General features: G+C 48.9%; 20 protein-coding genes and 6 tRNA genes. 15 read left to right on the top strand and 11 right to left on the bottom strand.

Translation table 11 applies throughout. From position 1 onward, the window contains the following. Positions 1-181 precede the first annotated feature (181 nt). A tRNA-Ala gene (locus Q0323_RS05145) sits at positions 182-257 on the bottom strand. A 135-nt stretch (positions 258-392) separates the two neighbouring features. On the opposite strand from Q0323_RS05145, the gene Q0323_RS05140 reads away from it, so the two are divergent. The 7 genes from Q0323_RS05140 (at position 393) to Q0323_RS05110 (ending at position 7,510) form a co-directional block, all read left to right on the top strand. Then, positions 393-467, top strand: a tRNA-Gly gene (locus tag Q0323_RS05140). A 28-nt stretch (positions 468-495) separates the two neighbouring features. Beyond that, a tRNA-Leu gene (locus Q0323_RS05135) sits at positions 496-582 on the top strand. Positions 583-598: 16 nt separating this feature from the next. Further along, positions 599-672 (top strand) — tRNA-Cys (locus tag Q0323_RS05130). Positions 673-692: 20 nt separating this feature from the next. Continuing rightward, on the top strand, positions 693-848 hold the full coding sequence (locus tag Q0323_RS05125; protein WP_177387338.1) for a hypothetical protein: 156 nt from the start codon (positions 693-695) through the stop codon (positions 846-848). Positions 849-905: 57 nt separating this feature from the next. After that, positions 906-993 (top strand) — tRNA-Ser (locus Q0323_RS05120). 720 nt (positions 994-1,713) lie between these two features. Next, positions 1,714-4,455: a pitrilysin family protein gene (locus tag Q0323_RS05115; protein ID WP_298052180.1), complete on the top strand. Its 2,742-nt coding sequence runs from the start codon at positions 1,714-1,716 to the stop codon at positions 4,453-4,455. Between the two features lie 670 nt (positions 4,456-5,125). Next, a complete protein-coding gene (locus Q0323_RS05110; RefSeq protein ID WP_298052178.1) occupies positions 5,126-7,510 on the top strand; it encodes a TonB-dependent receptor plug domain-containing protein in 2,385 nt (794 codons plus the stop codon). 273 nt (positions 7,511-7,783) lie between these two features. Here Q0323_RS05110 and Q0323_RS05105 read toward each other — a convergent pair whose 3' ends face one another. From Q0323_RS05105 to Q0323_RS05060, 10 genes are all read right to left on the bottom strand, one after another. Next, a complete protein-coding gene (locus Q0323_RS05105) occupies positions 7,784-8,506 on the bottom strand; it encodes a hypothetical protein (RefSeq protein WP_298052176.1) in 723 nt (240 codons plus the stop codon). Between the two features lie 210 nt (positions 8,507-8,716). Then, a complete protein-coding gene (locus tag Q0323_RS05100; protein WP_298052174.1) occupies positions 8,717-8,905 on the bottom strand; it encodes a hypothetical protein in 189 nt (62 codons plus the stop codon). Positions 8,906-9,058: 153 nt separating this feature from the next. Beyond that, the gene (locus tag Q0323_RS05095) at positions 9,059-9,304 is read right to left on the bottom strand and encodes a hypothetical protein (RefSeq protein ID WP_298052173.1); all 246 of its coding nucleotides are present in this window, start codon (positions 9,302-9,304) and stop codon (positions 9,059-9,061) included. A gap of 79 nt (positions 9,305-9,383) precedes the next feature. Next, on the bottom strand, positions 9,384-9,593 hold the full coding sequence (locus Q0323_RS05090) for a hypothetical protein (protein ID WP_298052171.1): 210 nt from the start codon (positions 9,591-9,593) through the stop codon (positions 9,384-9,386). A gap of 216 nt (positions 9,594-9,809) precedes the next feature. Beyond that, positions 9,810-9,998 carry a hypothetical protein gene (locus Q0323_RS05085; RefSeq protein WP_298052169.1) on the bottom strand — a complete coding sequence of 63 codons (189 nt, stop codon included), beginning with the start codon at positions 9,996-9,998 and terminating at the stop codon, positions 9,810-9,812. Positions 9,999-10,024: 26 nt separating this feature from the next. Next, positions 10,025-10,978 (bottom strand): Dyp-type peroxidase, encoded by a 954-nt coding sequence (locus tag Q0323_RS05080; RefSeq protein WP_298052167.1) that lies wholly within the window; start codon positions 10,976-10,978, stop codon positions 10,025-10,027. 231 nt (positions 10,979-11,209) lie between these two features. Then, positions 11,210-11,297: transfer RNA gene (locus Q0323_RS05075), tRNA-Ser, on the bottom strand. A 401-nt stretch (positions 11,298-11,698) separates the two neighbouring features. Beyond that, on the bottom strand, positions 11,699-13,156 hold the full coding sequence (locus Q0323_RS05070; RefSeq protein WP_298052165.1) for an efflux transporter outer membrane subunit: 1,458 nt from the start codon (positions 13,154-13,156) through the stop codon (positions 11,699-11,701). Next, positions 13,143-16,301, bottom strand: coding sequence for an efflux RND transporter permease subunit (locus Q0323_RS05065; protein WP_298052162.1), 3,159 nt, complete (start codon positions 16,299-16,301; stop codon positions 13,143-13,145). The genes Q0323_RS05070 and Q0323_RS05065 overlap by 14 nt, the downstream gene beginning before the upstream one ends. Then, positions 16,301-17,428, bottom strand: a complete 1,128-nt coding sequence (locus Q0323_RS05060) for an efflux RND transporter periplasmic adaptor subunit (RefSeq protein WP_298052160.1) — start codon at positions 17,426-17,428, stop codon at positions 16,301-16,303. The genes Q0323_RS05065 and Q0323_RS05060 overlap by 1 nt, the downstream gene beginning before the upstream one ends. A gap of 174 nt (positions 17,429-17,602) precedes the next feature. Here Q0323_RS05060 and thiD point away from each other — a divergent pair, with 174 nt between their 5' ends. The 8 genes from thiD to Q0323_RS05020 form a co-directional block, all read left to right on the top strand. Further along, the gene (thiD, locus tag Q0323_RS05055; protein ID WP_298052157.1) at positions 17,603-18,718 is read left to right on the top strand and encodes a bifunctional hydroxymethylpyrimidine kinase/phosphomethylpyrimidine kinase; all 1,116 of its coding nucleotides are present in this window, start codon (positions 17,603-17,605) and stop codon (positions 18,716-18,718) included. Positions 18,719-19,304: 586 nt separating this feature from the next. After that, a complete protein-coding gene (locus Q0323_RS05050) occupies positions 19,305-20,456 on the top strand; it encodes an MFS transporter (protein ID WP_298052155.1) in 1,152 nt (383 codons plus the stop codon). A 109-nt stretch (positions 20,457-20,565) separates the two neighbouring features. Further along, positions 20,566-20,736, top strand: a complete 171-nt coding sequence (locus tag Q0323_RS05045) for a hypothetical protein (protein WP_298052154.1) — start codon at positions 20,566-20,568, stop codon at positions 20,734-20,736. Positions 20,737-20,855: 119 nt separating this feature from the next. Then, on the top strand, positions 20,856-22,439 hold the full coding sequence (locus Q0323_RS05040) for a tannase/feruloyl esterase family alpha/beta hydrolase (RefSeq protein WP_298052153.1): 1,584 nt from the start codon (positions 20,856-20,858) through the stop codon (positions 22,437-22,439). A gap of 21 nt (positions 22,440-22,460) precedes the next feature. Next, positions 22,461-22,934, top strand: coding sequence for a hypothetical protein (locus Q0323_RS05035; protein ID WP_298052152.1), 474 nt, complete (start codon positions 22,461-22,463; stop codon positions 22,932-22,934). 175 nt (positions 22,935-23,109) lie between these two features. After that, positions 23,110-23,691, top strand: coding sequence for a flavin reductase family protein (locus tag Q0323_RS05030; RefSeq protein ID WP_298052149.1), 582 nt, complete (start codon positions 23,110-23,112; stop codon positions 23,689-23,691). Between the two features lie 109 nt (positions 23,692-23,800). Next, entirely contained in the window at positions 23,801-24,562 is a 762-nt protein-coding gene (locus Q0323_RS05025) for an SDR family NAD(P)-dependent oxidoreductase (RefSeq protein ID WP_298052147.1), read from the top strand. A gap of 247 nt (positions 24,563-24,809) precedes the next feature. Continuing rightward, positions 24,810-24,994, top strand: a 185-nt coding sequence (locus Q0323_RS05020) for an NAD-dependent epimerase/dehydratase family protein (protein WP_366939557.1), incomplete at its 3' end; no start/stop codon positions are given.

The following is a 24,994-nucleotide window of genomic DNA, read 5'->3' as shown; positions in this document are numbered from 1 at the left end:
TTTCTGTAAAACCGACCTAATAGGTTTTTAACTAACCTAATAACTAACTGAATTATTCTAAAATAATTATAACATAAAAAGAAACAAAAATAATCAAAATTACTAAAAGCCATAGATATCGGTATTTAAAGGAAGTAAAAGAGATTTAAAAGAAGTGATTAAAGCTTTAAAATAGCTTAAATGGTGGAGTTAAGCGGGATCGAACCGCCGACCTCTTGAATGCCATTCAAGCGCTCTCCCAGCTGAGCTATAACCCCAATAAAGATTTTGTAATTTTACATTATTTTACTTACAAAATTTTTAAATTCCGGCGCTACGCCAAAATTTTCTCTGCAAGGACCGCTATAAAATGAAATTTTAAGCTTGCATTGGGTAATATTTCATTTCTTTGCGCGGGAATAGCTCAGTGGTAGAGCGCAACCTTGCCATGGTTGATGTCGCGAGTTCGACTCTCGTTTCCCGCTCCATTTTACATTCTGTTTTTGTATTAAACGTGCCCGGATGGCGGAATCGGTAGACGCAAGGGACTTAAAATCCCTCGGAATTTTTTCCGTGCCGGTTCAAGTCCGGCTCCGGGCACCACCTAATAAGCCGGCGTGGCGACATAGCCAAGTGGTAAGGCATGAGCCTGCAAAGCTTTGATCCCCGGTTCGAATCCGGGTGTCGCCTCCAGATCCTAAAAAGGAGTTATTATGAGATACATACTAGCGGCTCTTTTGGCATTGATGGTTTTTAGCGGGTGCTCTAATACTTGGCACGGCGTAAAAGAGGACTCACACAATGCGGCTCAATGGACCAAAGAAAAGGTTCACAACGGCGCTGAGTGGGTCGGAGAAAAAACCGAATAAATTCTACGCGCAGGTCTTGTCTACGCGAACTTTCAGCGGGGTCTACCCGCCCTTAATCGGGAGATGGCTGAGCGGTCGAAAGCGGCGGTCTTGAAAACCGTTGAGGTGAAAGCCTCCTGGGGTTCGAATCCCTATCTCCCGGCCATTTTAATCTAATCTGAAATTCCCTTTTAACTTCAAAAAATTCAAATTTTATTTATACTAATTTTCATTTAATGCTCTTTAGGCTAAAATTTTATCCTGTAGTAAACGGTAGTTTAGGGCGGCGCGTTTATAGGCGGAGCGCTAAAATATCATGCGGCAAAGATGCCAAGATCGTGCGTCAGCGGCTTGTTTGATCGATACGTGCTAAAACAGCGCATGGCAAGAATAGGGGCAATGTAAAATTTAAATATTTGTCCGTATGGACATAAAAGCGACTGTGAAAGATAATTGCGAAATTTAGCCGTGGAATTTCAAAGCTTAACAGCCCGCCGTGCTTGGCGTAAAATTTTAAAATTTACTGATTCGCGCTTTTTAAATTTAGCCCGGGTGCAAGTAAATTTTAAAATTTGTGCCCGCGCAGCCGCGCAGAGCAAGATCGATGCATTTACCTATTCGGGCGATGCACAAAATGAGAGAAGCTGCTTGATATGGAGCCGGAGCCGGTAAGCTCGCGAAGCAGACCGGGATTAGCGCGGCGAACAGGTGAGTAACCAAGTTAAAAGTAAGCGAGCCTAAGAGATATCGTAGGCTGACGGGTCGAACGAGCAAATCTAAAAAATAGCGCAGAATGGCGCAGGTAGGCAGCTTGATAAGCCGAAAGAGAAAAGTCTGCCAAATATCTGCGAGACGGAATTTGACTAGAAATAAAAGAAAGGCTTAAATGCGAAAAATTTTACTATTTTTACTGCTTTGTGCGGGAGCTTTTGCGCTTGAGTGGGACGGAGCCGTCCTGCGAGGAGCGCTGCCAAACGGCCTTAAATACTATATTTTAGAAAATTCCGTGCCTAAAAATTCAGCCGTTTTTTATCTCATCGTGGATGCGGGCTCGATCGATGAGACCCCTAATGAGCGCGGGCTTGCGCATTTCATAGAGCATATGTCCTTTAACGGAAGCCGCGATTTTAGCAAAAACGAGCTCATTAAAAAGCTACAGAGCCTGGGCGTGAAATTCGGCGCCGACGTAAATGCGCAGACGGGCTACGACAGCACGATCTACACGCTTAACATCGCCGTTAGCGAAGAAAATTTAAAGGACGTTTTTAAAATTTTTGCTTCGATTGCGGACGGAGTGGAGTTTAATCCGCTTGAGCTCGTAAAAGAAAGAGGCGTCATAATCGAGGAGGCGCGCAGCCGCGATACGCCGATTGCGAGGCTTTACGAGCGGATGGATGAGGAGCTTTACGGCGGCAGCGCGTATTTTAATCGCGCGCCGATCGGCGATATGGCGGTCGTAAAATCCGTAAGCGCGCAGCGAATCAAGGAGCTTTATCAAAAAATTTACCAGCCCAGGTCTATGAAATTTATAGCCGTGGGTGATTTCAAAAGGGATAAAATTTTAAAATTGCTAAAGCAAAATTTTTCGCCTCTTAAAAATACAAACTCCTACGCTCGCCAGGATATGGGCATTCCGCCGAGACAGGGTTTGAAAATTTACAATTACGATACGAACGAAACGTCGCTAAATTCCGTCAAAATTTCGTTTTGGGAGGAATTCGCGCCCCCAAGTAGCGAGGCGAATGCGAGAAAAATTTTAAAAAGCGAGCTTATCTCAAGCCTTATTTCTACGATTTACGAGCGAGCGAAGGCTAGCGAAGGCGCGCTGCTGCGAGTTAATTTTTCCAGATCGAATTTGCAGTTTCAAAAAACGATCTATAGCTTTGACGTCGCCGTTTTGGGCGGAGACTTTGACGGCGCGATCTCGCAGGCGCTCGGGCTAATCAAAAGCCTGCGAGATCGCGGCTTTGATGCGCGCGATTTCGCCCTTGCAAAGGATGCTTTGATCAGCTCGCGGTACAGCGCCTTTGAGCGCAAAAAAAGCGCGAATTCCGCGTTTTTTGCAAGAGAAATTCTTCATGCCGTAAAATCAGGAGCCGCTCTGCCTAGCGCCGCAAAACAGCGAGATTTGGAGGTAAAACTGCTGCGTGAGATCAGTCTGGAGGAGCTAAATTTAGAATTTAGGCGCCTGACAGATCTAAGCGAGGTGCACGCAAGCGTTTTTAGCGGCTCCGGATATAATCTGGATGAGGCTAAATTTAAAAAGCTGCAAAGCGGCGCTAGGGCGATAAATACGCATGCCGCGCATAAAAAGCTGCCGGGTAGCTTGGTTTCTAAAAACCTACCTGAGGGCAAAATTTTAAGCAAGAGCTTTGAGCCGCGATTTAAATTTTATACCTACCTGCTTGAAAATAACGCGACCGTGATCTTAAAGCCGCTTAAGACGCGCAAAGATTTCATCTCGTTTGCCGCGGTAAGCAGAGGCGGAATGTCCAATCTAGCGCATCCGGGGCTCGGCAGTTTTGCTGCGATGCTTTCAAACGAAAGCGGCGCGGGCGAGTTTAACAATTATGAAATTTCGCAAATTTTAAGCGGGCGGCAGGTGAATTACCGCAAAAATATCTCCGCGTTCTCGCACGGATTTTACGGAAGCTGCGGCTCGCAGGATCTAAAATGGCTACTGGAAGCGATAAACTTAGAGCTTAGCTCTCCGCGCGTGGACGAGAAAGCGCTGCAAAATTTAAAGATCAAATCGCTCGATGAGCTTGCGCGAAACGAGAAATTGCCCGGATATAAATTTAGCAGGGAATTTAGCGAGTTTTTTTACGGCGGCAATGCGCGAATGCGCCCTCTAAGCGCCGCGCAGATCAAAGCTCTTAATGCGGAGGAATTAAAAAAGATCGTCTATGATAAATTTAGCAACGCCGCATCCTACACTTTCGTACTTAGCGGCGATTTTGAGTTAAAAGACGCCGAAGCCCTCATAAAAAAATATCTGGCGAACCTGCCCGCTCGCGGCGAACGCGAGGATTTTAAAGACGACGGAATTCGCAGCTTAAGCGGACGGCACGTCTTTATGCGCAACTATCAAAACTCCCCTAGAAGCGACGTCGCGCTTACCGCGATAAACAAATCCGCTCCGCATTCTCTTGAAAATGCAATTAAAATTTCAGCCCTAGCTTCGGTGCTTCAGGAAGCACTTAGAGAGCGCATCAGAGAGGACGAGGGGCGTACTTACGGCTTTTCGGTCGCTTCGAGCCTAAGCCGCATCCCGTATGAACACTCGAGCCTTCATATTTCGTTTTCCTGCGCGCCGCAAAATACGGATCAAATTTTATCCGCAATTAGAGAAATTTTTGCAGAAATCGCAGGCGGCGGATTGGACGTAGCGAGGCATCTTGAAAATTTTAAAAAATCCCAGATCATCACGGCGCGTACCGCTCGCGAAAGCCCTGAGTTTTGGAACGACGCGCTCGTAAAATACGCGCTTTGGAATGAGGAGATCGCCGATTTTAAGACCTTTGAAAAGATCATAAATTCCATCTCGCCGAAGGATATCGCGGAGGCGGCGCAGACCTATATTTTTGACACCGATGAAACCGTGAGGATAAACGCGCCGAAATTTTAACGAGCTCGGCGCATTTAAATTTTGCTCGTTAAATTTACTTGGCGAGTTTAAATTTAACGGCGCTTGCACGGCAAATTTCGGCTTCGTAAATTTATGCAGTTTAAAAACGAACTCAAGAATAAAGCTCAATTAAACCCATCTGCGCCGCACATATATCTTAGATAAATTTTATTATAGAATAGAATTACCTCGCTGATATATCGCTATTTTGTTACATTTTTTCTATTGTTTGCATAAGTCGTATAATTGTTATCACTTTTATTGAAATTTAAAATATTATTGGCTAAATTTCCACAGTTTTAATTTTTATTTTCAAAAAAGGAGAAAAGATGATTGTCGGTTTTTGGGCCTGTAAGCCATGTAAAAGCGGCGCAGGCCGCAATTATTCCGCTTCCGTAAAAGGCGAGAAATCCACTCAAAATCGCTGCAGGGGGGGCTTGCACGCTCCTTAATAGTCGCGGCGTGTCTTTGCGGTCTAAGCGTCGCGCAGGATTCGTCTGAAAATAACGCAACCAGAAGCGTTGTTACCAAAGAAGGCTCGGAGGCACGAAGCTCGGCTGCTACGACAAGTAGTTATAAATTCCCCGAAATAGTGGTCGTCGGCAACATTGACTCTAGCCTGACGAGCGTCGGCGATAGCTATGGCGGTACGCAAAAAATAAGCAGGACGATGATCGAGTCGATGCCTAGCGGCAACGGCGACTTCGTGCAGCTTTTGCGTACCAATCCAAATGTGCAATTCAGCTCCACAAACCGCCAGAGCACGACGCTAGGCGAGATCAGCCCCGCAAATATCAGTATCAACGGTGCGAAGTATTGGCAAAACAACTTTATGCTTGACGGCGCGAATATGAATAACGATCTTGATCCCGCTAGAAATCCGGGCGGCAATCCTACGCGCTTTTCGGCGTTTGATACGATGAATTCCGTCTCGCAAGGTATGGCGATCGATAGCGATTTTTTACGGAGCGTCGAGGTGCACGATAGCGGCATCTCCGCCAAATACGGCGGATTTACCGGCGGCGTAGTGGAGGCTAAGACGCGAGATCCGCGCGCGGGCTTTCACGGCAAGTTTTCGATGCAGCACACCGAAGATAGTTGGACTAGATACCATATCTACGGCGATGAACAGAGCTTTGAAAACTCCGCTACGCCGCTAAATCAGCCGAGATTTGATAAGTGGATCACGAGGCTAAATTTAGAGGGCACCGTTACCGAGGATCTGGGCTTGATGTTCGGCTACACCAATACTAGAAGTAAAATTCCGCTCAAGGCCTACGACAGAAGATACAACGCCGATACGACTATCACCGAGCGGATCCAGAGGCGAAATATAGACAACTACTTCCTAAAAGCGCTTTGGTACGCGACCGACCGCCTGACGATCACGCCTAGCGTTTTTTATGCGCCGCAGAGAAACAAGATGTTTAACGACCACGTCAAAGACTCCTACGTCGATATGAAATCAGGCGGTTTAAATTTAGCGCTTAAAACCGACTACGATGGCGATTTTGCTAGATTTAATCAAATTTTATCCTACAGCAAGCTGGAGAGTTCGCGTGATGCCGAGAATGAATATTACAGGGCTTGGCAATACTCAAACGTAAAGAATTGGGGCAGTAAAATTTTATCTGCCGCAGCGATAGAGGGTGGCTTTGGGGATCTCGATCAGACTCAAAAGAGCCTTTCATACAACGCGGATCTGGAGTTTAATGAATTTGATCTCGGCGGCAGTAAGCATAGATTTATCACAGGCTTTGAGTTTAAAAATCAAGAGGCTAAATTTAACGTAAGAAAAGAGTTTATGACCGCTGGCGGAATAGCACCGCTACCTGTGGGTGTAAATGCTTGCGATCCTGATGACGAGCTCTGCTCGATAGACGATTCTTTTGCGAGGCGTGGTAGAAGCGGCCAGTTTTTTACGCGAAAAAGCTATTACAAGGGCAATACCAAGGTGGATATGAAAAGCTTGGCGGTTTATCTGGAGGATGAGATAAAAATCGGCGATCTTACTTTGCGGCCGGGCGTAAGACTAAATAGGGACGATTATATGAAGCAAACGACTGCGGCGCCGAGATTTAACAGCTACTACGATATTTTTGGCGACGGCGATTCGATCATTAGCTTCGGCGCAAACCGCTACTACGGACGCAATCTCTTTACCTACAAATTAAGAGAGGGGCGAGAGGGGCTCGCCACTACCTACACGCGCCCGCGCAATGCCTATACGCAAAACTGGACGCAACTGCCAAAAGATCCATCTCTAACTAAATTTAACGAGCTAAGGGTGCCTTATGAGGATGAGCTGGTATTTGGGGCAAAGCAAAAGCTTGGGAATTTTGAGTTTTTCGGCAAATATGTAAGCCGCAAGGGCAGGGATCAGATCATCAAAGCTACGCGAAGAGATCTAGGTCTAGCGCCGAATCCGAACTACCAAAACAACTATCAAACCTTTACTAATGACGGCAGAAGCGAAAATAAAATTTTAACCTTCGGCGTTAAGACGATCGATGATTACGAGGCGTTTGGGACGCTAAACGGCTTTGAGCTGGGCTTTGAGCACATCAAGATGAAGACGAACAACACCCTTTACGACATATCGCTTGATAGAGAAACGCTCGAAGATGAAAAGATCGTCGAATACGACGGCAGGCTGATGAGGCTATCGGAGCTTCCGGCGCAGGACTATGCTAGGCCTTGGACTGCAAGCCTAAACATCATCACTAAAATTCCAAGCTACGGCATCAGCGTGAATAACTTCCTCTCGTTTAAAGGCTCGCAAGAAGCGATCGCCCGCACGGGCAAGACGCCTGCGGGCAAGTATCCTGCCAGATACGACAAATACGAAAAGGTCAATCTCGGCAAAAGCTACAGCTGGGATGCGCGCATCGGGTATGCTAAGAAGATGGCGGGCGAGGTGGAATTTTTTACGAATTTAGATATCTACAACGTCCTAAATAAGCGCAACAAAGCAAGACTTAGCAGCGACACCTCGCTCGATCTAGTCTATGAGGCGGGCAGGCAGTTTTGGCTGGAAGCGGGCATTCGGTGGTAGCGTGAGCTAAATTTGCGGAGCTTTTAAAATTCCAGGGCTCCGCAAAATTTCGTGAAATTTTCTGAAATTTACGGCATTTTGCGGAATTTTAAATTTCACGCCGTGCTCCTTAAAATTTCACGCCGCGCGCCGTAAAATTTTAGCGTGCGCATCGTATGATTTAACGTGCAAGCCGTAAAATTTTAACGCATGCGAAATTACAAATTTACACCCAACCTAAGAAGTCGAAACGACTTTCTAAATTTTAAAGCCAATATCGCTTAATAAACCTTTTCATTGAAATATCACAAACTGCTTTTGAAATTTTGACGGGCTGATTCGCCGCTCTTTTAGCATGTAGCGGCAAATCCTTTCAAAATCCGCTCCGCTCATCATAAAACTGATAAATTCGCCCTTGCCGTCATAGATGATCAAAGTATCGATCGCACGGAAGCTAAATTTCCCCTCCGTGATCTTTGAAAAAATCAGCTTAGAAGCGAAAAACGGCAAAATCAATGCCGTCAGGCTCATAATAAAAATTATAAATCCTCTAAGGCTTTGTAAAAATCCGGCAAACGCGACGGCTATTACGATGAACGAAAACACAATGCCTGCGGAATTTCTAGCCGGCACGATATGTCCGAATAGCGGCGTAGCGGTGAGCTTTATGAGCGATATCTCATCAAATTTTATAGATTTTGTGATTTCGCCCTTGTTAACGTAGTTAATGCCCCTATTCGTCAAATGAACAAAGCGCGTATGGGCGCTGTTTAGATAGGAGACGACGGCGAATGCTACAGGAACAAACGGCGTATAGTATGGGAAAATATCGCCTATATACAGAAACACCGGTACCGCCAAGGGAGCGAAGAATAGGTTATAAATAAAGAATACTATTATGTTGTAGTCTTTGACGACGAGGGATTTATTGTCAAATTGCGGCGGATTTCGGCGCTCGGCACTTTGTTTGGACTGCGGCGGCTGCGGTCTTTGCGGCTCATCGTTAAAATTTTTCATTAAATTTTTTGCTCCCGTTTTAAAATTTTATCGCTAGCGGCTCGGGCACTTTGCGGCACTAAATTTGCCATTCTCGCCGCAGGCTTTAGCGAGGCCATCCCAAGCAGAGCCTGCTTGCGTCCTTTCAAAATTTTATTTCATTCAAATTTATCAGCGCCGCGTATCGGCACCGCGTGCGCTTACCGTGTCGCCGCACAAAATCTTGCAATCTCACAGCTCGAAATCAAAGCAGTAAAAATCATCCGTCTCGCTCCAGAGTTCTTTTAGCGAGCACCCGTCTATCTGCGGCGCGCCGTAGAACTCCCGCAGCGTGGCGAAATACCGCTCGCCGCTTGCGTTTGTGCCCGCCTCGTCTGCGCATCTTTGAAACGAACAGCGATCCGCATAAGCGATGATCATGTATTGCGCGCCGCGCAGGCGAAAGCTGGGCTATGGCTCGCCGCCCTCGGTCACGCATTTTAGCAGCATTTGCTCTATGGTTTGAAATGAATATTTCGGCATTTCGCTCCGACCTTAAAATTTTATCTCTGCCGCCGCATATCGCGAGCCGTTTTATTCCGCCAAAAACCCGAAGCGCTCGATCATATCCAAAAGCATATCGGCTCTGCAAATTTCATCGTCCAGCAGGTCGTCGTATTGATCTCGCAGTCGCTCGGCGTCTTGCGCCACGGGCCCCAGATATTCCCTAGCCTGCGCGGGCTCGCCCTTCATCACGTAGTACTCGCCTAAGATCACGCGAGCTTGCATCTTACTAACCTCGTCGCCGTCGCCCTCAAGTGCTGCTTTTAGGCTCTGCACGCCGCCCTCCTCAAGCCCCCGCGAGAGCTGCGTTACCTTCTGTAAAGCTTCGCATCCATTTTCGCTCCTTAGCTAAATTTCATTTGAAATAATAGAACAAATTTCCGCCGCACTCAAGATCCACGAACTCCTTGCTGTCAAAATAGAGCTTAAATTCCATGTGGCTCAGATATTTAGCGTCCCGCGCTTTCTCTATAAAATTTCTTATCAGCCGCTCTATCTTTCCGCCCCCTTCGCGGCGTGCCGCGTCCTGCCTCGTGAAATAAAAAACTACGGGCGCGTCGGACACCGCCGCGATATATCAAATTTTAAGCGGCGCTAAAAGCTCGTTTCGGTTTCGCGGCAGCTCCTCTACCGCGCCTTGGATCAGATCGGTGCGGATCTGCGACTCGAAGGACTCGACCGAGATATAAAAATGCTTTAGCTCGTTTAGCTTCGCGTAAAGCGGCGTGCGGGCGAGGTAGCGCTCGATGCACTTTTTATCGGTGATTTTTGCGGCGTCTTTTTAGGAGCGAAGCACGATCTTAAGCCACGCCGAGTCCCTGCCCGCGCCGTAAAACGCGCTGATCGCTCGAGTTTTAAATTTAGCGTCTATGAACTCTATCAGACCCCTGACGTTTTCACTATTTTTGACTTTGCCCTCTATGATCTCTTTGCAGCGCCTGCTCTGATACGGGCTTAGATCGCAAAACATCGCGTACCTTTAAATTTAAGCCAAATTTACTCCGCGCTATAAGCCTGCAGCATATCGAAGGTGGGAGCGAAAAAGAGCGCGCCCGTCTTTGCGGTGCTGAAATCCAGTAGGCGGTCGTAGTTGCCTCGCGGGCGGCCGATAAACATACTCTCAAGCATCAGCTCCAGCGTGCTAAAGGTGCTTGCGTAGGCGATGAAGTAGGTTCCCGTCTCGCCGCCCTGCATAAACGGCATATTGCCGCGCACGACCTTTTTATCGTCACCGACGTTGGCGGCGGCGGAGTGCGAGTTGTTGGGCTTAATCTCCTCGCTCATTTCGATGTCGTTTTGTTTGCTGCGCCCGATGACGCGCTCCTGCTCAGCGACGCCCGCGGCGTTCCACGCGCTCATATCGTGGATATATTTTTGCACGAAAAGATAGCTGCCGCCCTTATACGCCGCATCCTCGTCGCCTACCTTGACAAAAAAGTCGCGATCTGCGCCTTGCGGATTTTCGGTGCCATCCACAAAGCCGATGATGGCGCGTCCGTCGTAATATTTAAAGCCGCAGATCTCCTCCTCGCACGTCGCGACATCCTTTAGCGCGGCTCTGATCTCGCTTGCCATATCGTAGCAAATGGCTTGATTCGCGGCTCTAATGTGGATATGAATATCGCCGCCGGTAGCGGGCGCAGCGTGCTTATCGCCTCTAATCTCTTCGAAATTTTTTAGCTCCTTCGGCAAAGGCTTTGGTAAGCCGAGCATTTTCCACGCTTCAAAGCCCACGCCGAGCACGCAGCTTGTTTCGCTAGCCGCGCCGAATCTCGTAACGGCGGTTTTGTTTAAATTTATCACTAGGCCGCAAAGACCCTCGAAAGCCTTTTTGCAGGCGGTCTTGCCCGCACCAAAGCGCCAGATCATAAATACGGTGTTGTTGCCGGGCGCGTCGGTTACGTTTTGGGATTTGACGTGCGCACAGGCGCAACTTTTTTCTTCACTCATTTTCTCTCCTTTAAAGTGAAATTTTAAAAGGAATTTTAGCGCAATATCGGTAAACGGCGGGCGTAGAGATAGAATTTAGGTGGCTTTCGGGTTTGATTTCGGCGGAGGAAATTTTTATCTTTGATCGTTAAATTTGCGGCAAGGGTGGAATTTTGGCTTTAAATTTATAAAATTTTCGCCGAGTTGAAAAGCGAAATTTTAGAGTTTTGCGAGGACGAAATTTTAAAGTAGTGGCAGATGGGAAGGGATTCGAACCCTCGAAAGCTTGCACTTTACACGCGTTCCAGGCGTGCTCCTTCAACCGCTCGGACACCCATCTAAATTAAAAGTCGCGATTATAGCGAAAATCTAAAATTTTGCCAAATTCCGTTTCGGCGCGCAACCCGTTTCGCCTTTGAATTTAAAACGCGGCGCTTAGAATTTTACCGCAGCGTTTGGAATTTTATCGCGCTGCTTGTAATTTCGCCGCGCCGCTTAGAAATTCTGCCGCGCCGCGAAGCCCAGCCGCTTTGCGCCTCCCAGTCGAGCGACGATTTTACCTTGCTGCGGCTATTTTAAAATTTAGATTATCTTTTAAATTTGGACTTGCCGCCCGCCGCAGGGCTAAATTTTAAAAGCGCAAGCAGATTTTCTTTCATACATCCGCTTGCACCGTAAAAACCGAGCTGCGCTTTAAATTTGCGGGTATTTTAAAATTTCGCGTCGCCTGTAAATTTAAAGCTAATTAAAAATTCTATCCTTCGGGAAGGTGGACATATCGGGCTGTACGTCCTTCTCCGCGCCGATAAGCGCCCTAATTTCGCTATCTTCTATGCTAAATCCGCCGCCGAGCGCCTTGTAGGCGTTTACCGTCGCGCTTAGCACGTCAAGATCGGCCTGCACTTTATTCAGCTGCGCGCTAAGCAGATTTCGCTGCGAATCCAAAAACTCCAGATGGTCGCTGTAGCCCGCCTGATACCTGTTTGAGGCGTTTGAATAAATTTTGCTCTGCGAAGCGATGAGATCGGCGAGGCTTGTCTGCCTTAGTTTGGCGTTTTGCACGCCGACAAGCGCATCGCGAACGTCGCCGAAAGCGGTTTTAAGCGCCTTGTCGTATGCGATGAAGCTCGCGTTTTGCTCTAAATTTGCAAGCTCTACGCGCCTTTTTTGGCGGCCGAAGTCAAGCAGCGGTCCTACGAGCGAGCCGCCGATATTCCACGTGCTTGCGCTTGCGGTAAACAGTCTGTCAAACTCGCCGCTTGCATATCCCGCCGAGCCGGTAAGCGAGAAGGTGGGGAAGTAGCCCGCCTTGGCGACGCCTACTAAGAAGTTGCTCGAGCGCAGATTTTCCAGCGAGCTTGCGACATCCGGGCGATGTAGGATCACGTCGCTTGGTATTCCGCTTGGGATCTGCGGCGCGCTAGGCATTTTCGCGGCGGTCTGCGCCGTGCCGCGTAAAATTTCATCATAACTCTTGCCCGTTAAGATATTTAGCGAAGTTTGAGCTGCGGAGAGCTGATTTTGCACGTTTATGAGGCTTGCCTCGGCGCTTTGGACCGCGGCTTTGGCCTGATAAAATACGATCTCGCTAACCGCGCCCGCATCGAGCTGCTTTTTGCGGTAGTTTTGCGTATCTTGATAGCTTTTTAGGCTGTCTTTTAAAATTTTCTCCTGCTGCTTTAGTGCTAGTAGCGTAAAATAGGTCGTCGCAACCGTGCTAGTAATCGTATTTTTAGCGGTTTCGTAGTCGTATTTCGTCGCATTAAATCGCGATCGCGCCGAATCTACGCTGTTGCGCACGCGCCCCCAAAGATCGATCTCGTAGCTTAGCACGGCGCCGATCTGATACGCGCCGTGGGAGTTGCGATCGGGCCGGTTGCCGAAATTATTTTGACGCACTGCGCTGCCGCTTAAATTTACGTTCGGCAGATATTCAAGCTTGTTCAGCCCTAAATTTACGCGTGCGTACTCGACGTTATTCAGCGCGGTTTGCAGATCGGAATTTTGCTCCAGTGCGCTTTGAATCAGGGCGTTTAGCTGCGGATCGTTAAAGCTTTTCCACCACTGCGTGCTAACGTTCGTGCTCGCGTAATCCGCCTTAAAGCCGGTCTGCTTTTGCGGCGTAACGGGCTTGAAGTTGCAACCGCAGAGTAAAATTCCAAGCGTCAAGGCGCTTAAAAGAGCATTATTTATTTTCATCGTTCACCTCGTTAGTTTGGACTTTTTTGCCGCGTCTATCAAGCCAAGCGTTGAAGCTTTCGAGCAGGTAGAAAAACAGCGGCACGAAAAAGATCGCGATCGTAGATGCCGCGAGCATTCCGCCTACGACGCCGGTTCCTAGCGCATGGCGGCTGGCAGCGCCCGCGCCGGTGGCGATAACCATCGGAAGCACGCCAAGGCCGAACGCAAGGCTCGTCATCACGATAGGGCGAAACCTCATCTTGGCGGCCTCGACGGCAGCTTCCGCGATAGGGCGGTGGTTGTTTAGGTGCTCATTCATCGCAAATTCTACGATCAAAATCGCGTTTTTCGCCGCCAGACCGATTAGAAGCAGCAAACCGATCTGAAAATATATGTCGTTATTCAGCCCGCGGAAATATGTAAACACGAGCGCGCCGAATACCGAAAACGGCACGGCGGTAAGTACGGCAAGCGGCATGAGCCACCTTTCGTATTGAGCCGCTAGGATCAAAAACACGAAGATCATTCCAAATACGAATGCCTGCGAGCCCTTGCCCGTCTCGCTGACCTCTTGATACGCAGAGCCCGCCCAGCCGATCGAATATCCGCTAGGAAGCTCCTCTTTTATGACCTCTTGGATCGCTGCTATCGCCTGGCCCGAGGTATAGCCCGTATTTGGCTCGCCCATAATCTGCGCAGCCGGGAAGGCGTTAAATCTATTAACGGAATCTGGACCCAAAGAGCGCTCAAGCCTCACTAAAGAATTTAGCGGGATCAGATCGCCGCTGTCGCTGCGGACGTAGAGCGATTTTAGATCGTTAGGATCGTCTCTATAGTTTTGCGTAGCGCGGATATAGACCTTAAACGTGCGGCCCAAGAGGTTAAAGTCGTTGATGTAATACTGCCCGATGGTAGAATTTAGCACAGTGAAAATGTCGGCTATCTTAACGCCTAGCATCTTTATCTTCTCTTTATCGAGATAGAGCTTATACTGCGGGAAATCGGTATCCAACGTCGTTCGCACGAGCTTTAAAGCGGGGTGTTGATTAGCTTTGGCAGTTACGCGATCCATATCTGCGCGAATTTCATCGTAGCTCTTGCCTGTCGTGCTTTGCGCGTAGAGCTCAAATCCGCCCGTAAGCGAAAGCCCCATAATAGGCGGCGGCGTGACGACGTAGGTCATCGAGTTGCGATCCGCGCCGTAGAGCTGCCCGTTTAACGCGGCGGCTATGGCGAAGTTGGAATTTTCATCGCCGGGGCGCTCCTTCCAGTCTTTTAGCTTCATAAAAAAAGCTCCCGCATTTTCTCTAAGCGCTCCGGCTAGCATATCGTATCCCGTGATTTGGGTTATATCTTTTACGTTTGGATACTTTTTAGCGATACTTGCGATGAAATCCTGATCGGCTTCCGTCCTAGGTAGAGTAGATGCCGACGGAAGCGTAGTCATTGCCATAATCGAGCCTTTGTCCTCGTTAGGCACCAGGCCGCTAGGAGTGAGCACAAGAAGCTTCACCATCGCATAGATGATGATGCCTACAAAAACGAGGCTGATTAGTACGTGGCGAAGAACCATGCCGACGCCTGCGGCGTAAATTTTAGTTGAGATGCTAAAAAGATTATTAAACCATCTTATAAAGAAAAAAGGCTCAGATTCCTTTTTTTGCAAGATTAGAGCGCAAAGTGCGGGTGTTAGTGTAAGGGCTACGAAGCCTGAAAAACATACCGAGGCTACGAGCGTTAATGCAAATTGCCTCTGCATAACCCCGGTAAAGCCCTCCATAAACGCAACCGGCACAAAAACCGCCGAAAGCACGAGCACGATGGAGATGACGGGCGCTACGATCTCGCCCATCGCCTTCGTGGTGGCCTCTTTGACGCTAAGATCCGGCTCTTCGTGTAAAATTCTCTCTATGTTTTCGATCACGATAATGGCGTCGTCCACGACGATGCCGATAGCCAAGATAAGCGCAAAAAGGGTGATTAAATTTATTGAAAATCCGAAGGCATAAATTCCGATAAACGCTCCGCAGATCGATACGGGCGCGGCAAGCGTCGGAATGATCGTCGCTCTAAGGTTGCCTAAGAACATATACATAACGATGATGACGAGGATTAGCGCTTCAATGAAGGTATGAATGACCTCTTCGATCGATACTTTTACGAAGCTCGTCGTATCGTAGGCGACGTCGTAGGTCAGCTCGCCTGGGAAATTTGGTTTAAGCTCGTCTATGCGCTTATTTACCGCTTCAACTACGGCTAGGGCGTTGGCGCCACTTTGCATAAAGATAAGCACAGGCACCATCTCTTTACCGTTAAATTTCGCCGAGATATTGTAGCTTGCGCCGCCAAGTTTGACCTCGGCGACATCTTTTACGCGCAAGAAATTCCCATCTTTTTGCGCGCGTATGATGATATTTTCAAACTCTTCTACGGTTTTTAAACGACCCTCGGGCTTGATCGCATATACGTAGGGATTGCCTAAGTTCATCGGCTGCTCACCCATCTTACCCGCGGCGTATTGGCTGTTTTGCTCACTTATTGCGGCGATTATCTCGGCAGTCGTAACGTTAAATTTCTTAAGTAGCTCAGGCTTAACCCAGATCCTCATAGCATAGTCTTTCGTACCCAAGGCCTGAGCGTCTCCGACGCCCGGTACACGCTTTAGCTCATCTACGACGTTGATAGCTACGTAGTTTTGCATCTCTACGACGTCCATTTGCTCGCTAGGATCGTAAAACGCGAGCACTTCCAGCATCGTGCTGCTGCGCTCAGTGACGGTTACGCCATAGCGGCGCACTTCATCGGGAAGTAGCGTAAGAGCTGGCGTTACGCGGTTGTTTACATTGACTTTCGCATCTGCTGGATTTGTGCCGATTTGAAAATATACGTTGATACGAACATCACCGGAGGAGCTTGCTGAGCTTTCCATATAGATCATATTTTCAACGCCGTTAATCGCGTTTTCAAGAGGGGCTGCGACGACGTCGGCGATCGTCTGCGCATCCGCGCCGCTATATGTAGCACTTACGACGATTTGCGGCGGCGTGAGTTGCGGATACTCCTCGACCGAGGAATTTTTAAGAGCCAAAACGCCCGCGATTACGATGATGATCGAAACGACGCAGGCAAAGACGGGGCGGTTGATGAAAAATTTAGAAAACATTATTTCCCACTTTCCGCATTGCTCTGAGACGCTTCAGGCTGCCCCGCTACGTAAGGATCGGTGCTCGCGGGCACCGGAGTGACCTTGGAGCCCACGTTGATCTTTTTAAAATTATCCAAAATGATCTGATCGCCGTCTTGCAGTCCGCTTGAGATCGTCGCCGTGCGGGTATCTTGAGCCGAAATTTTGACCACTTTTTTAGCGACCTTGCCGTCTTGCACGACATAGACTATGGTGTTGCTAAGATCTTGCTTGAGCGCAACTTGCGGAATTTTAAAGCCGTTTTTCTGATAAAAGCCCTCGACGCTTACTTTGGTAAAAATTCCCGGGCGAATTTCTAAGCTTGGATTTGGAATTTGAGCTTTGGCGCTGACGGACGCGGTATTTGTATTGATGACGCTATCGATGAAACTTAGCGTGCCGTTGTAGTCCTTGCCGCCGAGATTTATGCTTACCTGACGTCCCAGCTGCTTCCACTGCCCGTTTTTTAAATTTGCATCAAGCTCTAGCCTATCGACATCCGCGATGCCGAATTCCACGTCGATCGGATCAAATTTAGAAAGTCTAACCAGATCCTCGCCCACGTTTACGTATGCGCCTACGTCCTTTTGCGTATCGCCCGCCATGCCGTCAAAAGGTGCGGTCACGAGCGAGTGGTCAAAATCGATCTTTGCGCTTTTAAAATTTGCTTCAGCTACCATAAACGCGGCCTTTGCGGTGTCGAAATCCTTTTGAGAGATCGTATTGCTGGCTTTTAGCGCCTTGGCTCTTTTGTAGTCCGCCGAGGCGTTTTGCAGATTAGCGTTTGCGCTATCAAATGCCGCTTGGTAGCGCGAGCGGTCGATCTCGTAGAGCACGTCGCCCTTTTTGACGCTACGACCAGGCTCGAAAAGCTGCTTTTCGATGGTGCCCGAAACCTGCGGCTTCAGCATTATCTCAAGCTCGCTTACGGTCTGTCCGTTAAATTTCAAAATTATCGGCACGTCGGCGGATTTGGCGATAAATACGCCAACCGGCAGCGCAGGCGTCTCGCCGCCTTGCTTCGCGCCTTTATCTTCCTTTTTTTCAAAATAGGAGCAGCCCGAAACCAAAAACGCTGCGAAAATCAAACTGGCGACTTTTTTCATGTAATTTCCTCTAATTGGGTTAAAATTTTGTATTTGTAATAGTTATTACGAAACGAACGTAGATTATAATAAAAACTACATAAAGAAAACTTAAATTTAGCCCGTAAAATAATCTACCGAGTGGAATTATAGCGGAATTTCGATATAATCGCGCTAAAATTTTAAAGGCTTTTTATGAGAAAAATTCTTACTATCGCGGGTTCTGATAGCGGCGGCGGCGCGGGCATCCAGGCAGATATCAAAACGATCACCGCGCATAAGATGTTTGCAATGAGCGCGGTTACGGCACTTACGGCGCAAAATTCGCGCGGCGTATTTGGCGTGCTGGACGTTCCGCCGCATTTTGTGGAGGCGCAGCTGGACGCGATTTTTAGCGACATCTTTCCGGACGCCGTTAAAATCGGAATGATCTCCAATGCGGGGGTTGCCGAGGCCATCGCAAAGAGCCTGAGCAAGCACGGCGCGAAAAACGTCGTCTTAGATCCCGTGATGGTCGCCACCAGCGGCGGAGTTTTGATGAAACAAAGCGCGCTGCATGCGCTAAAATACGAGCTCGCTCCCGCCGCGGAGATTATCACGCCCAACGTGCGCGAAGCCGAGGTTTTGGCGGAGATGAAAATATTAAGCTTAGCAGGTATGCGCGCCGCAGCGGTTAAAATTTCGCAGTTTTTCGGCGGCGCGATTTTGATTAAAGGCGGCGATCTGACGGGTGCGAGCGCAGCTTGCGGCGCGGCGGAAACGGGCGCGGCGGAAACGAACGGGGCGCGAAATTTTAAAGCTTTTGGGCGCGAGACGGGCGAAAATGGCACACACGAAAATTCTGCGAGCTCGACGAAGCGCGCAAATTTCGCGGATGAAAATTTTACTAGCGAATGCAAAATTTTAACGGCGGGCGCGGAGCCCTCTTTTGAACAAAATTTATCCGCAGCGCCTTTAGATGCAGGTTTTGAACCAAATAGCGAGGGCGGGAATTTGAGAAATTTAGTGGTCGATATTTTGTACGAAAACGGTAAATTTTATGAGTTTTCCGCACCTAAAATTGCTACGCGCAACACCCACGGCACGGGCTGCACGCTCTCAAGCGCGATCGCGTGCGCGCTAGCGGCGGGACTTAGCCTGCCCGCAGCCGTCGCCCATGCCAAGGGCTTCGTGCGCAGGGCACTGGGCTGGGGTGAGCAGATCGGGCACGGATGCGGCGCGATAGATCATTATTTCACGGTCCAAGATCCCTTCGGCGCGGACTTTGGCGGATCTTGCGCGGATGAAATCAAAATCATCGCCCCGGATTAAAATTTCAAGCGTCCGTTGAAATCCCTGCATTCGTAAAATTTCAAAATTCCGCTGCTATTAAATTTAACCTAGCGGCACGAGATCGTCCGAATGGCTTGTCGCGACTTGTGATAAACGGCGGGATTGCGCGGCTAAAAAGCGTGCACTACGGGGATGTGCGTACTTAAAATTTTAGTTGATTTTTAGGCATCATAATCCGCGTAGAATTTTAAAGAATTTTTGAATTTTATTGTAGGGTTTGTGTTGTAAGTTAGAGCTTTCCTTATTTGCCTTATGCTATAGATCTGTTTTGCGGTATTGTTAAATTTGCGTTATTTCTTATAAGGCTTTATGCGCGAAAAAAGAGGATTATAAATATAAACTAGTCATGCATTCACCGCCTCGCGTTGCTGCCTACCTTCACCTCTTCAAGGTAGATGCATCATTGTATGTCCGACCATTGCGCTATACTTGCCGCAGCATTGCGACACCGCTGCGAATTCGCGATCCATGCCTTTCGTCTCATATTTGCTGAGTTCGCTAAAATTCCAAATTTTCTAGCAAAAGAGTTATAATGGCTAAAATTACGTAAATTTAGGAATTTAAAATGCACTGCAAAAAAGGACTACTACTCTTAATCATCGTCTCAGGAATAATCTCTGCCGCAGATAACTGGATCGCATCGCTACTGCTGCCTAGCATCGCAGATACGTTTGGGGTGCAGGTAAGCGCCGCCTCCGCAGTTTTGACGGCATATCTGATCCCCTATGGCTTACTTCAGCCGGTTTACGGACATCTTAGCGATCGCTACGGCAGAGGTAAAATTTTAATCTCGCTAATGCTCTTTTTGGCGATATTTACGCTTCTTTGCTCCACTGCAAAAAGTTTAGCGTGGCTTGTTTTATTTCGCTTTTGCACGGGATGCGCGGCGGCGGGTATAATCGCTGTCTGCCTCGGCGTTATAGGCGATGCATATGACGAGAAGGATAGACAAAAAATCGTAGCGATATTTCTGGGTTCGGTATTTTTAGGACAGGGGCTGAGTGCGGCTTTAGGCGGATGGGCAGTGGCTAGATTTTCTTGGAGGGAGATATTTTTAGCCTTTTCTGCGCTGTCTGCAGTATCTTTCGTATCACTATTTACGCTAAATTTCAAAGACACTCCGAAAAGCGGAGGCGAAAGCTTCGTGAAATCCCTAGCTAGCTTGCGCAGCGATGCTGCGCTTTTGAGAAGCTATTTTTTGGCTTTATGTAACGGCGTAATTGTGCTCGGGGCGTACTCATTCATAGGCGCTTATCTACTTAAAAAGTTGGGCTTGAGCTCAAATTTCGCCGGAGCCTGCCTTATGCTTTACGGCGTCGCTTGCTTTTTGGCAGGAAACGCTGCTAGATATTTAAAAGAGAAGTTGCCGCTAAAAGAAATTCTATCCCTCGGCTTTTTGGCGTCCGCTTCGGCGCTGTGCCTTTTGGCGAGTTGCTTCGCTGCCACCGCATATGTAGGGACATTTTTGTTGGGATTTGGCTATGTTTGCGCGCAGTCCGTCCTAGCAAGCGCGGCACTTCGTTGTAGTTCCGCCAAAGGTCTATCCTCCGGGATCATAGGCACGGCGATATTTTTCGGAGGCGGCATCGGTACTGCCGTAGGTGGCAAGGCGCTTGAATATTTAAGCTACCAAGGGCTATTTTGCGGCTTTGCCGCGTTAGCCGTCGTACTGCTGATTTTTTACCGTGCAAGCTTTAAGGGCACGCGTGAAATTTAATACTCCGCAACAATAGCAAAATTTAAAATTAGGCACACTTCGCTGTCGAGAAATTACCTAAAATTACGCTATTTCAGGGCGCCGCATTGGCATCGTCATAAATATCGCGGTGCATTGCATCACGCTGCCGCTTTTTCAGCTTCCGTGGTATGAGTTCGTTTCGGGATTTTTTGGGCACGTGGTTTGGTTTTGGGCGATCGAAGTATTCCACTGCGATTTGCGAAATTGCGCGGCGGGTGAGCCCGATCCCGCGGACCGCTCGGGCGCTTCGCTCTTCTAGCTAAATTTGGAATTCCGCCCCGTTTAGTGCGGAATTCCATCATTTTTTATAAACGCAGTAAAATCACGATAAATTTTTATGTTAGAATTACAATTAATAAAATTTCAAAAGGAGCGGCAATGAAATATAAAATTTTAGTTGCGGCTTTTACGGCCGCTTTGGGCTTACAGGGAGCGCTTGCGAGCGATTTTGACGAGCAGGCTTGCGCGGCGCTAAAGGGCACGAAAATTTACGATACAAAGATCAGTAAAGCGATCTGGAATCAAAGCGGCGAAATCGGTGCCGATAAGATGTCTGCGCTAACCGGCGGAGCCAAAAAGACGCTAAAAGCCGCGCCGCACTGCATAATTCACGGCGAGATAGCCTCGCGCACGGGCTCGGACGGCAAGCATTACGGCATAAAATTTGAGCTGCGCTTGCCAGGCGATTGGAACGGCAAGCTGCTATTTCAGGGCGGAGGCGGTTTGGACGGCTTCGTAGCGCCGGCTCTTGGCGCCGTGCCTGTCCGTACTAGCACCGCAACACCCGCGCTTATGAGGGGTTATGCGGTCGTCACGACTGATTCGGGACATCCTACGCCTACGCCCGAGTTTGGGCTTGAGCAACAGGCGCGGTTAGACTATGCCTATCAGGCTATCGGCAAGGTCACGAGCGTCTCAAAGCAGCTGGTTTTTGCGGCGTATAAAAAAGCGCCAGCGCACAGCTACTTTATGGGCTGCTCAAACGGCGGACGCTCGGCTCTGATGGCGGCGCAGAGGTATCCGCTGGAATTTGACGGCGTAATCGCGGCAAATCCGGGTTTTAGGCTTTCGCGCGCGGCGATCGCGGAGCAGTGGGATAATAAGCAGTTGATGAATATCGCGCCTAAAAACGCCGCGGGGGATAAAATTTTTGCAAACGCCCTTACGCAGGAGGATTTAGATAAGCTAAGCATGGCGGTTTTGGATAAATGCGATGCGCTAGACGGCCTAAAAGACGGAATCATTGGCGCTTGGGAGCGTTGTGAGTTTGGTCCTAGCGGACTTGATCTGCCCAAAGATAAAATTTCTGCGATAAAGGCGATTTTTGAGGGCGCAAAAAACAGCAAGGGCGAGCAAATTTACAGCGGTTGGTTTTACGATGCCGGGGTAAATCAGCCCGGCTGGCGCATGTGGAAGTTGGGCGACTCGCAAACGGCAGAGCCAAATGCTAGAAATATCGTGCTCTCGAAGGGTTCGATGAATTATTATTTCTTGACGCCGCCGCAACCGGAGTTTGATCTGATGAAATTTGATTTCGATAAGGACGTAGAGCGAACGTTCGAGACCGCGGCGATAAACGATGCGATTTCGACCAAGCTTGATAGCTTCCACGCTAACGGCGGTAAACTCATCATCGTAACGGGCGTTTCCGATCCCGTGTTTTCGGCGATGGATCAGCGCGATTGGTTTAAAAAGCTAGTGGAAACGAACGCGGACGCGGATGAGTTTGCGCGATTTTTTGCCTTGCCTGGGATGAATCACTGCGGCGGCGGTAACGGCATCGATGACGTCGATCCGCTAAGCGCGCTTGAAGCGTGGCGCGAGCAGGGAACGGCTCCATCTAGCCTGCTAGGTAAAAGCACGAGCCGCGCCGGCAAGCAGATCCCTATCTGCGCGTATCCAAAAGTGGCTACCTACGTAGGCGGCGACGAAAATAGCGCGAGCAGCTTTGAGTGCAGATAAAATTTATTTAAAGGAGTAAATATGAGAGGCAAAATTTTAACCGCGACCTTTGCGGCGGCGTTTTTGTGCGGCTGCACGGCGCACGACGCAAAGCTAGGCAAGGAGGCAAGCGCAATGGATAATAGGGGCGAAAGCGCGGCTGCGGACTGCGGCGCTAGTGAGGGCGTCTGCAAGGTGCCCGCGGTGCAGGGGCCGATGATAGGCGGCGGCACGGATGAGCACGGCTGCTTGGTCGCCGCAGGGCAGAGCTTTTCAAAGATCAAGAATGGCTGCGTGCAGGTCTTTGACGTCGCGGATGTGAGGCTAGACGACCCTGATAACGCTACGCTTGCGATCTACGGGATATTTTCCGCGGATAAAAGCAGGGTTGAAATCTTTTGGTCGAGCCTGCCTGAGAGCGTGATATTGCGCGCGAAGGGAAGCGATTATGTCTCGAAGGACGGCAAAATTTCGCTGCTAAAAAGCGGCAATGGCTATAAGATCCGCAGAAAATAGCGGGTGAAATTTTAAGTCAGCCAAATTTCGCGCGCCGCGGAGAAATTTAATCCAAGCTCGCCAAAGCTCGGGCTGGTCTAGTAGAGTCTAAAGCTTAAATTTAGGGTAAGTTAATACCAAGCATTCGGTTATTTGCGGCATCTGCCGCCGATAAAATTTAATCAAAGGAGCAAAAATGGCTATCATCAAAGTCAATCTACAAAAATCATACCGTATCCTAAATCCGGGCGCGACCACGCTCGTATCGGCCAAATACGATGGCGACGTTAACGCGATGGCGATAACGTGGGCGCAGGCGCTTGACTACGACAAAGTTACCATAGTGCCGCATAACGGCTCGTACACGAGGACGCTCATCGAAAAGAGCGGGTATTTCGCCGTGCAAATCCCCACGGCTGCGCAGGCGGAGCTGGTTAGCGAGCTTGGCGCCGAGAACAACTCGCGCTTTGATAACGCGGATAAGATGAAAAACGTGAAAATTTTTTATCAAGATGATTTCGATGTTCCGCTGATCGCGGGCTGCGCCGCATGGCTCGTTTGCAAGCGTACCCCCGAGCCTCATAACGAGCAAAGCTATGATCTTTTCATCGGCGAGGTCGTCGCGGCGTATGCGGACGAGCGGATCTTTGACGGCGGACGCTGGCTATTTGAAAAGATCCCTGACGAGCTAAAGACGCTTCACTATGTCGCCGGCGGTCGGTATTATCTGGACGGCAAAGCGGTAGATACCAAGCGCACGCCCATAAGCGACGAATAACCGCCTCGCAAAACGCGGGTGAATTTGCAAATTTAAGACGAGTGCACGCGTGAATACGCGGCGGGTTTTAGTAAAATTTCAAACTGAAGAACTCAAGAAGGGATAGAAAATGAAAAAATATATCGTCATCACCGGCGCAAGTTCGGGTATCGGAGCGGCTACGGCAAAGGCGTTTGCGAGGCGCGGAGAAAATTTGATCCTAATCGCGCGCAGAGCGGAGCTTCTGCAAAACTTAAAGGACGAGATCGCTAAAATTTCGCCCAAACCAGACGTACTCATTAAAATTTGCGACCTTGCGAATAGCGAGAATGTCCTAGCGCTTTGGGACGAGCTAAAAAGCTACGAGCTAAAGGCGCTAATTAATAGCGCTGGCTTTGGGGATTTTGGCTTAGTGGGAGAGCAGGATTTACAAAAAACGGTAAGAATGATAGACCTAAACGTAACCGCGCTCGCGATACTTTCGAGCTTATTTACGCGAGATTACAAACGCAAACAAACTCAGCTTATAAACATCTCCTCCGTGGGCGGCTATTTTCTGGCGCCCGGCGTCGTGCCGTATTGCGCTACAAAATTTTTCGTAAGCGCTTTCACCGAGGGTTTGAGCCACGAGCTGGCGCAGGATAAAGAGGCCAAAATGCAGGCTAAAGTTCTAGCTCCCGCCGCGACTAAAAGCGAGTTTTGCGACGTAGCTTCGGGAAAGCGCGGATTTGATTACGATGCGGCGTTTTCGCAATACCACAGCAGCGAACAAACGGCAGAATTTTTGCTCACGCTTTACGATAGCGATGCATGCATCGGAGAGGTGGATTTGGCTAGCTTCGAATTTAAACTTAGCGAACCGAAATTTAATTATATAGCAGCCGCCAAATAGCGGATCGGGTGAGGCGCAAGCTCACTTATAGCTTGCGCTGTTAAGTTGCTTCTTTACGTGCGAGCAGGACTTGATTAGCTTCGTAGCGACAAGCTGCGCAGGCAGGCGCCTTTGAATTTTACGCATTTATAGATCGCGCGACGAGCCGTGCCGCACAATACGCTGTATAAAATTTCGCGTATCGTAGCGCCTGAGCTAAATTTGACCCCAAAGCGCGATAAAATTTAAAGAAATTTAAGGAGCGAAAATGGGAAAAACGGCTTTGGTATTGGGCGCTACGGGCGTCGTGGGCAGGGAACTGGTGCGCGAGCTTTGCGAGAGTCCGGGTTACGATGAGGTAGAGGCGTGGACGCGCCGCGAGATAGGCTTTTGCCGTCCTAAGCTTCGCGCGCGGATCATTGATTTTGAGGGTATCTCGGATATCGTGCCGCA

This window comes from uncultured Campylobacter sp., assembly GCF_938030145.1.
Taxonomy (GTDB): domain Bacteria; phylum Campylobacterota; class Campylobacteria; order Campylobacterales; family Campylobacteraceae; genus Campylobacter_B.
This window is presented reverse-complemented; position numbering and strand designations above follow the sequence as displayed.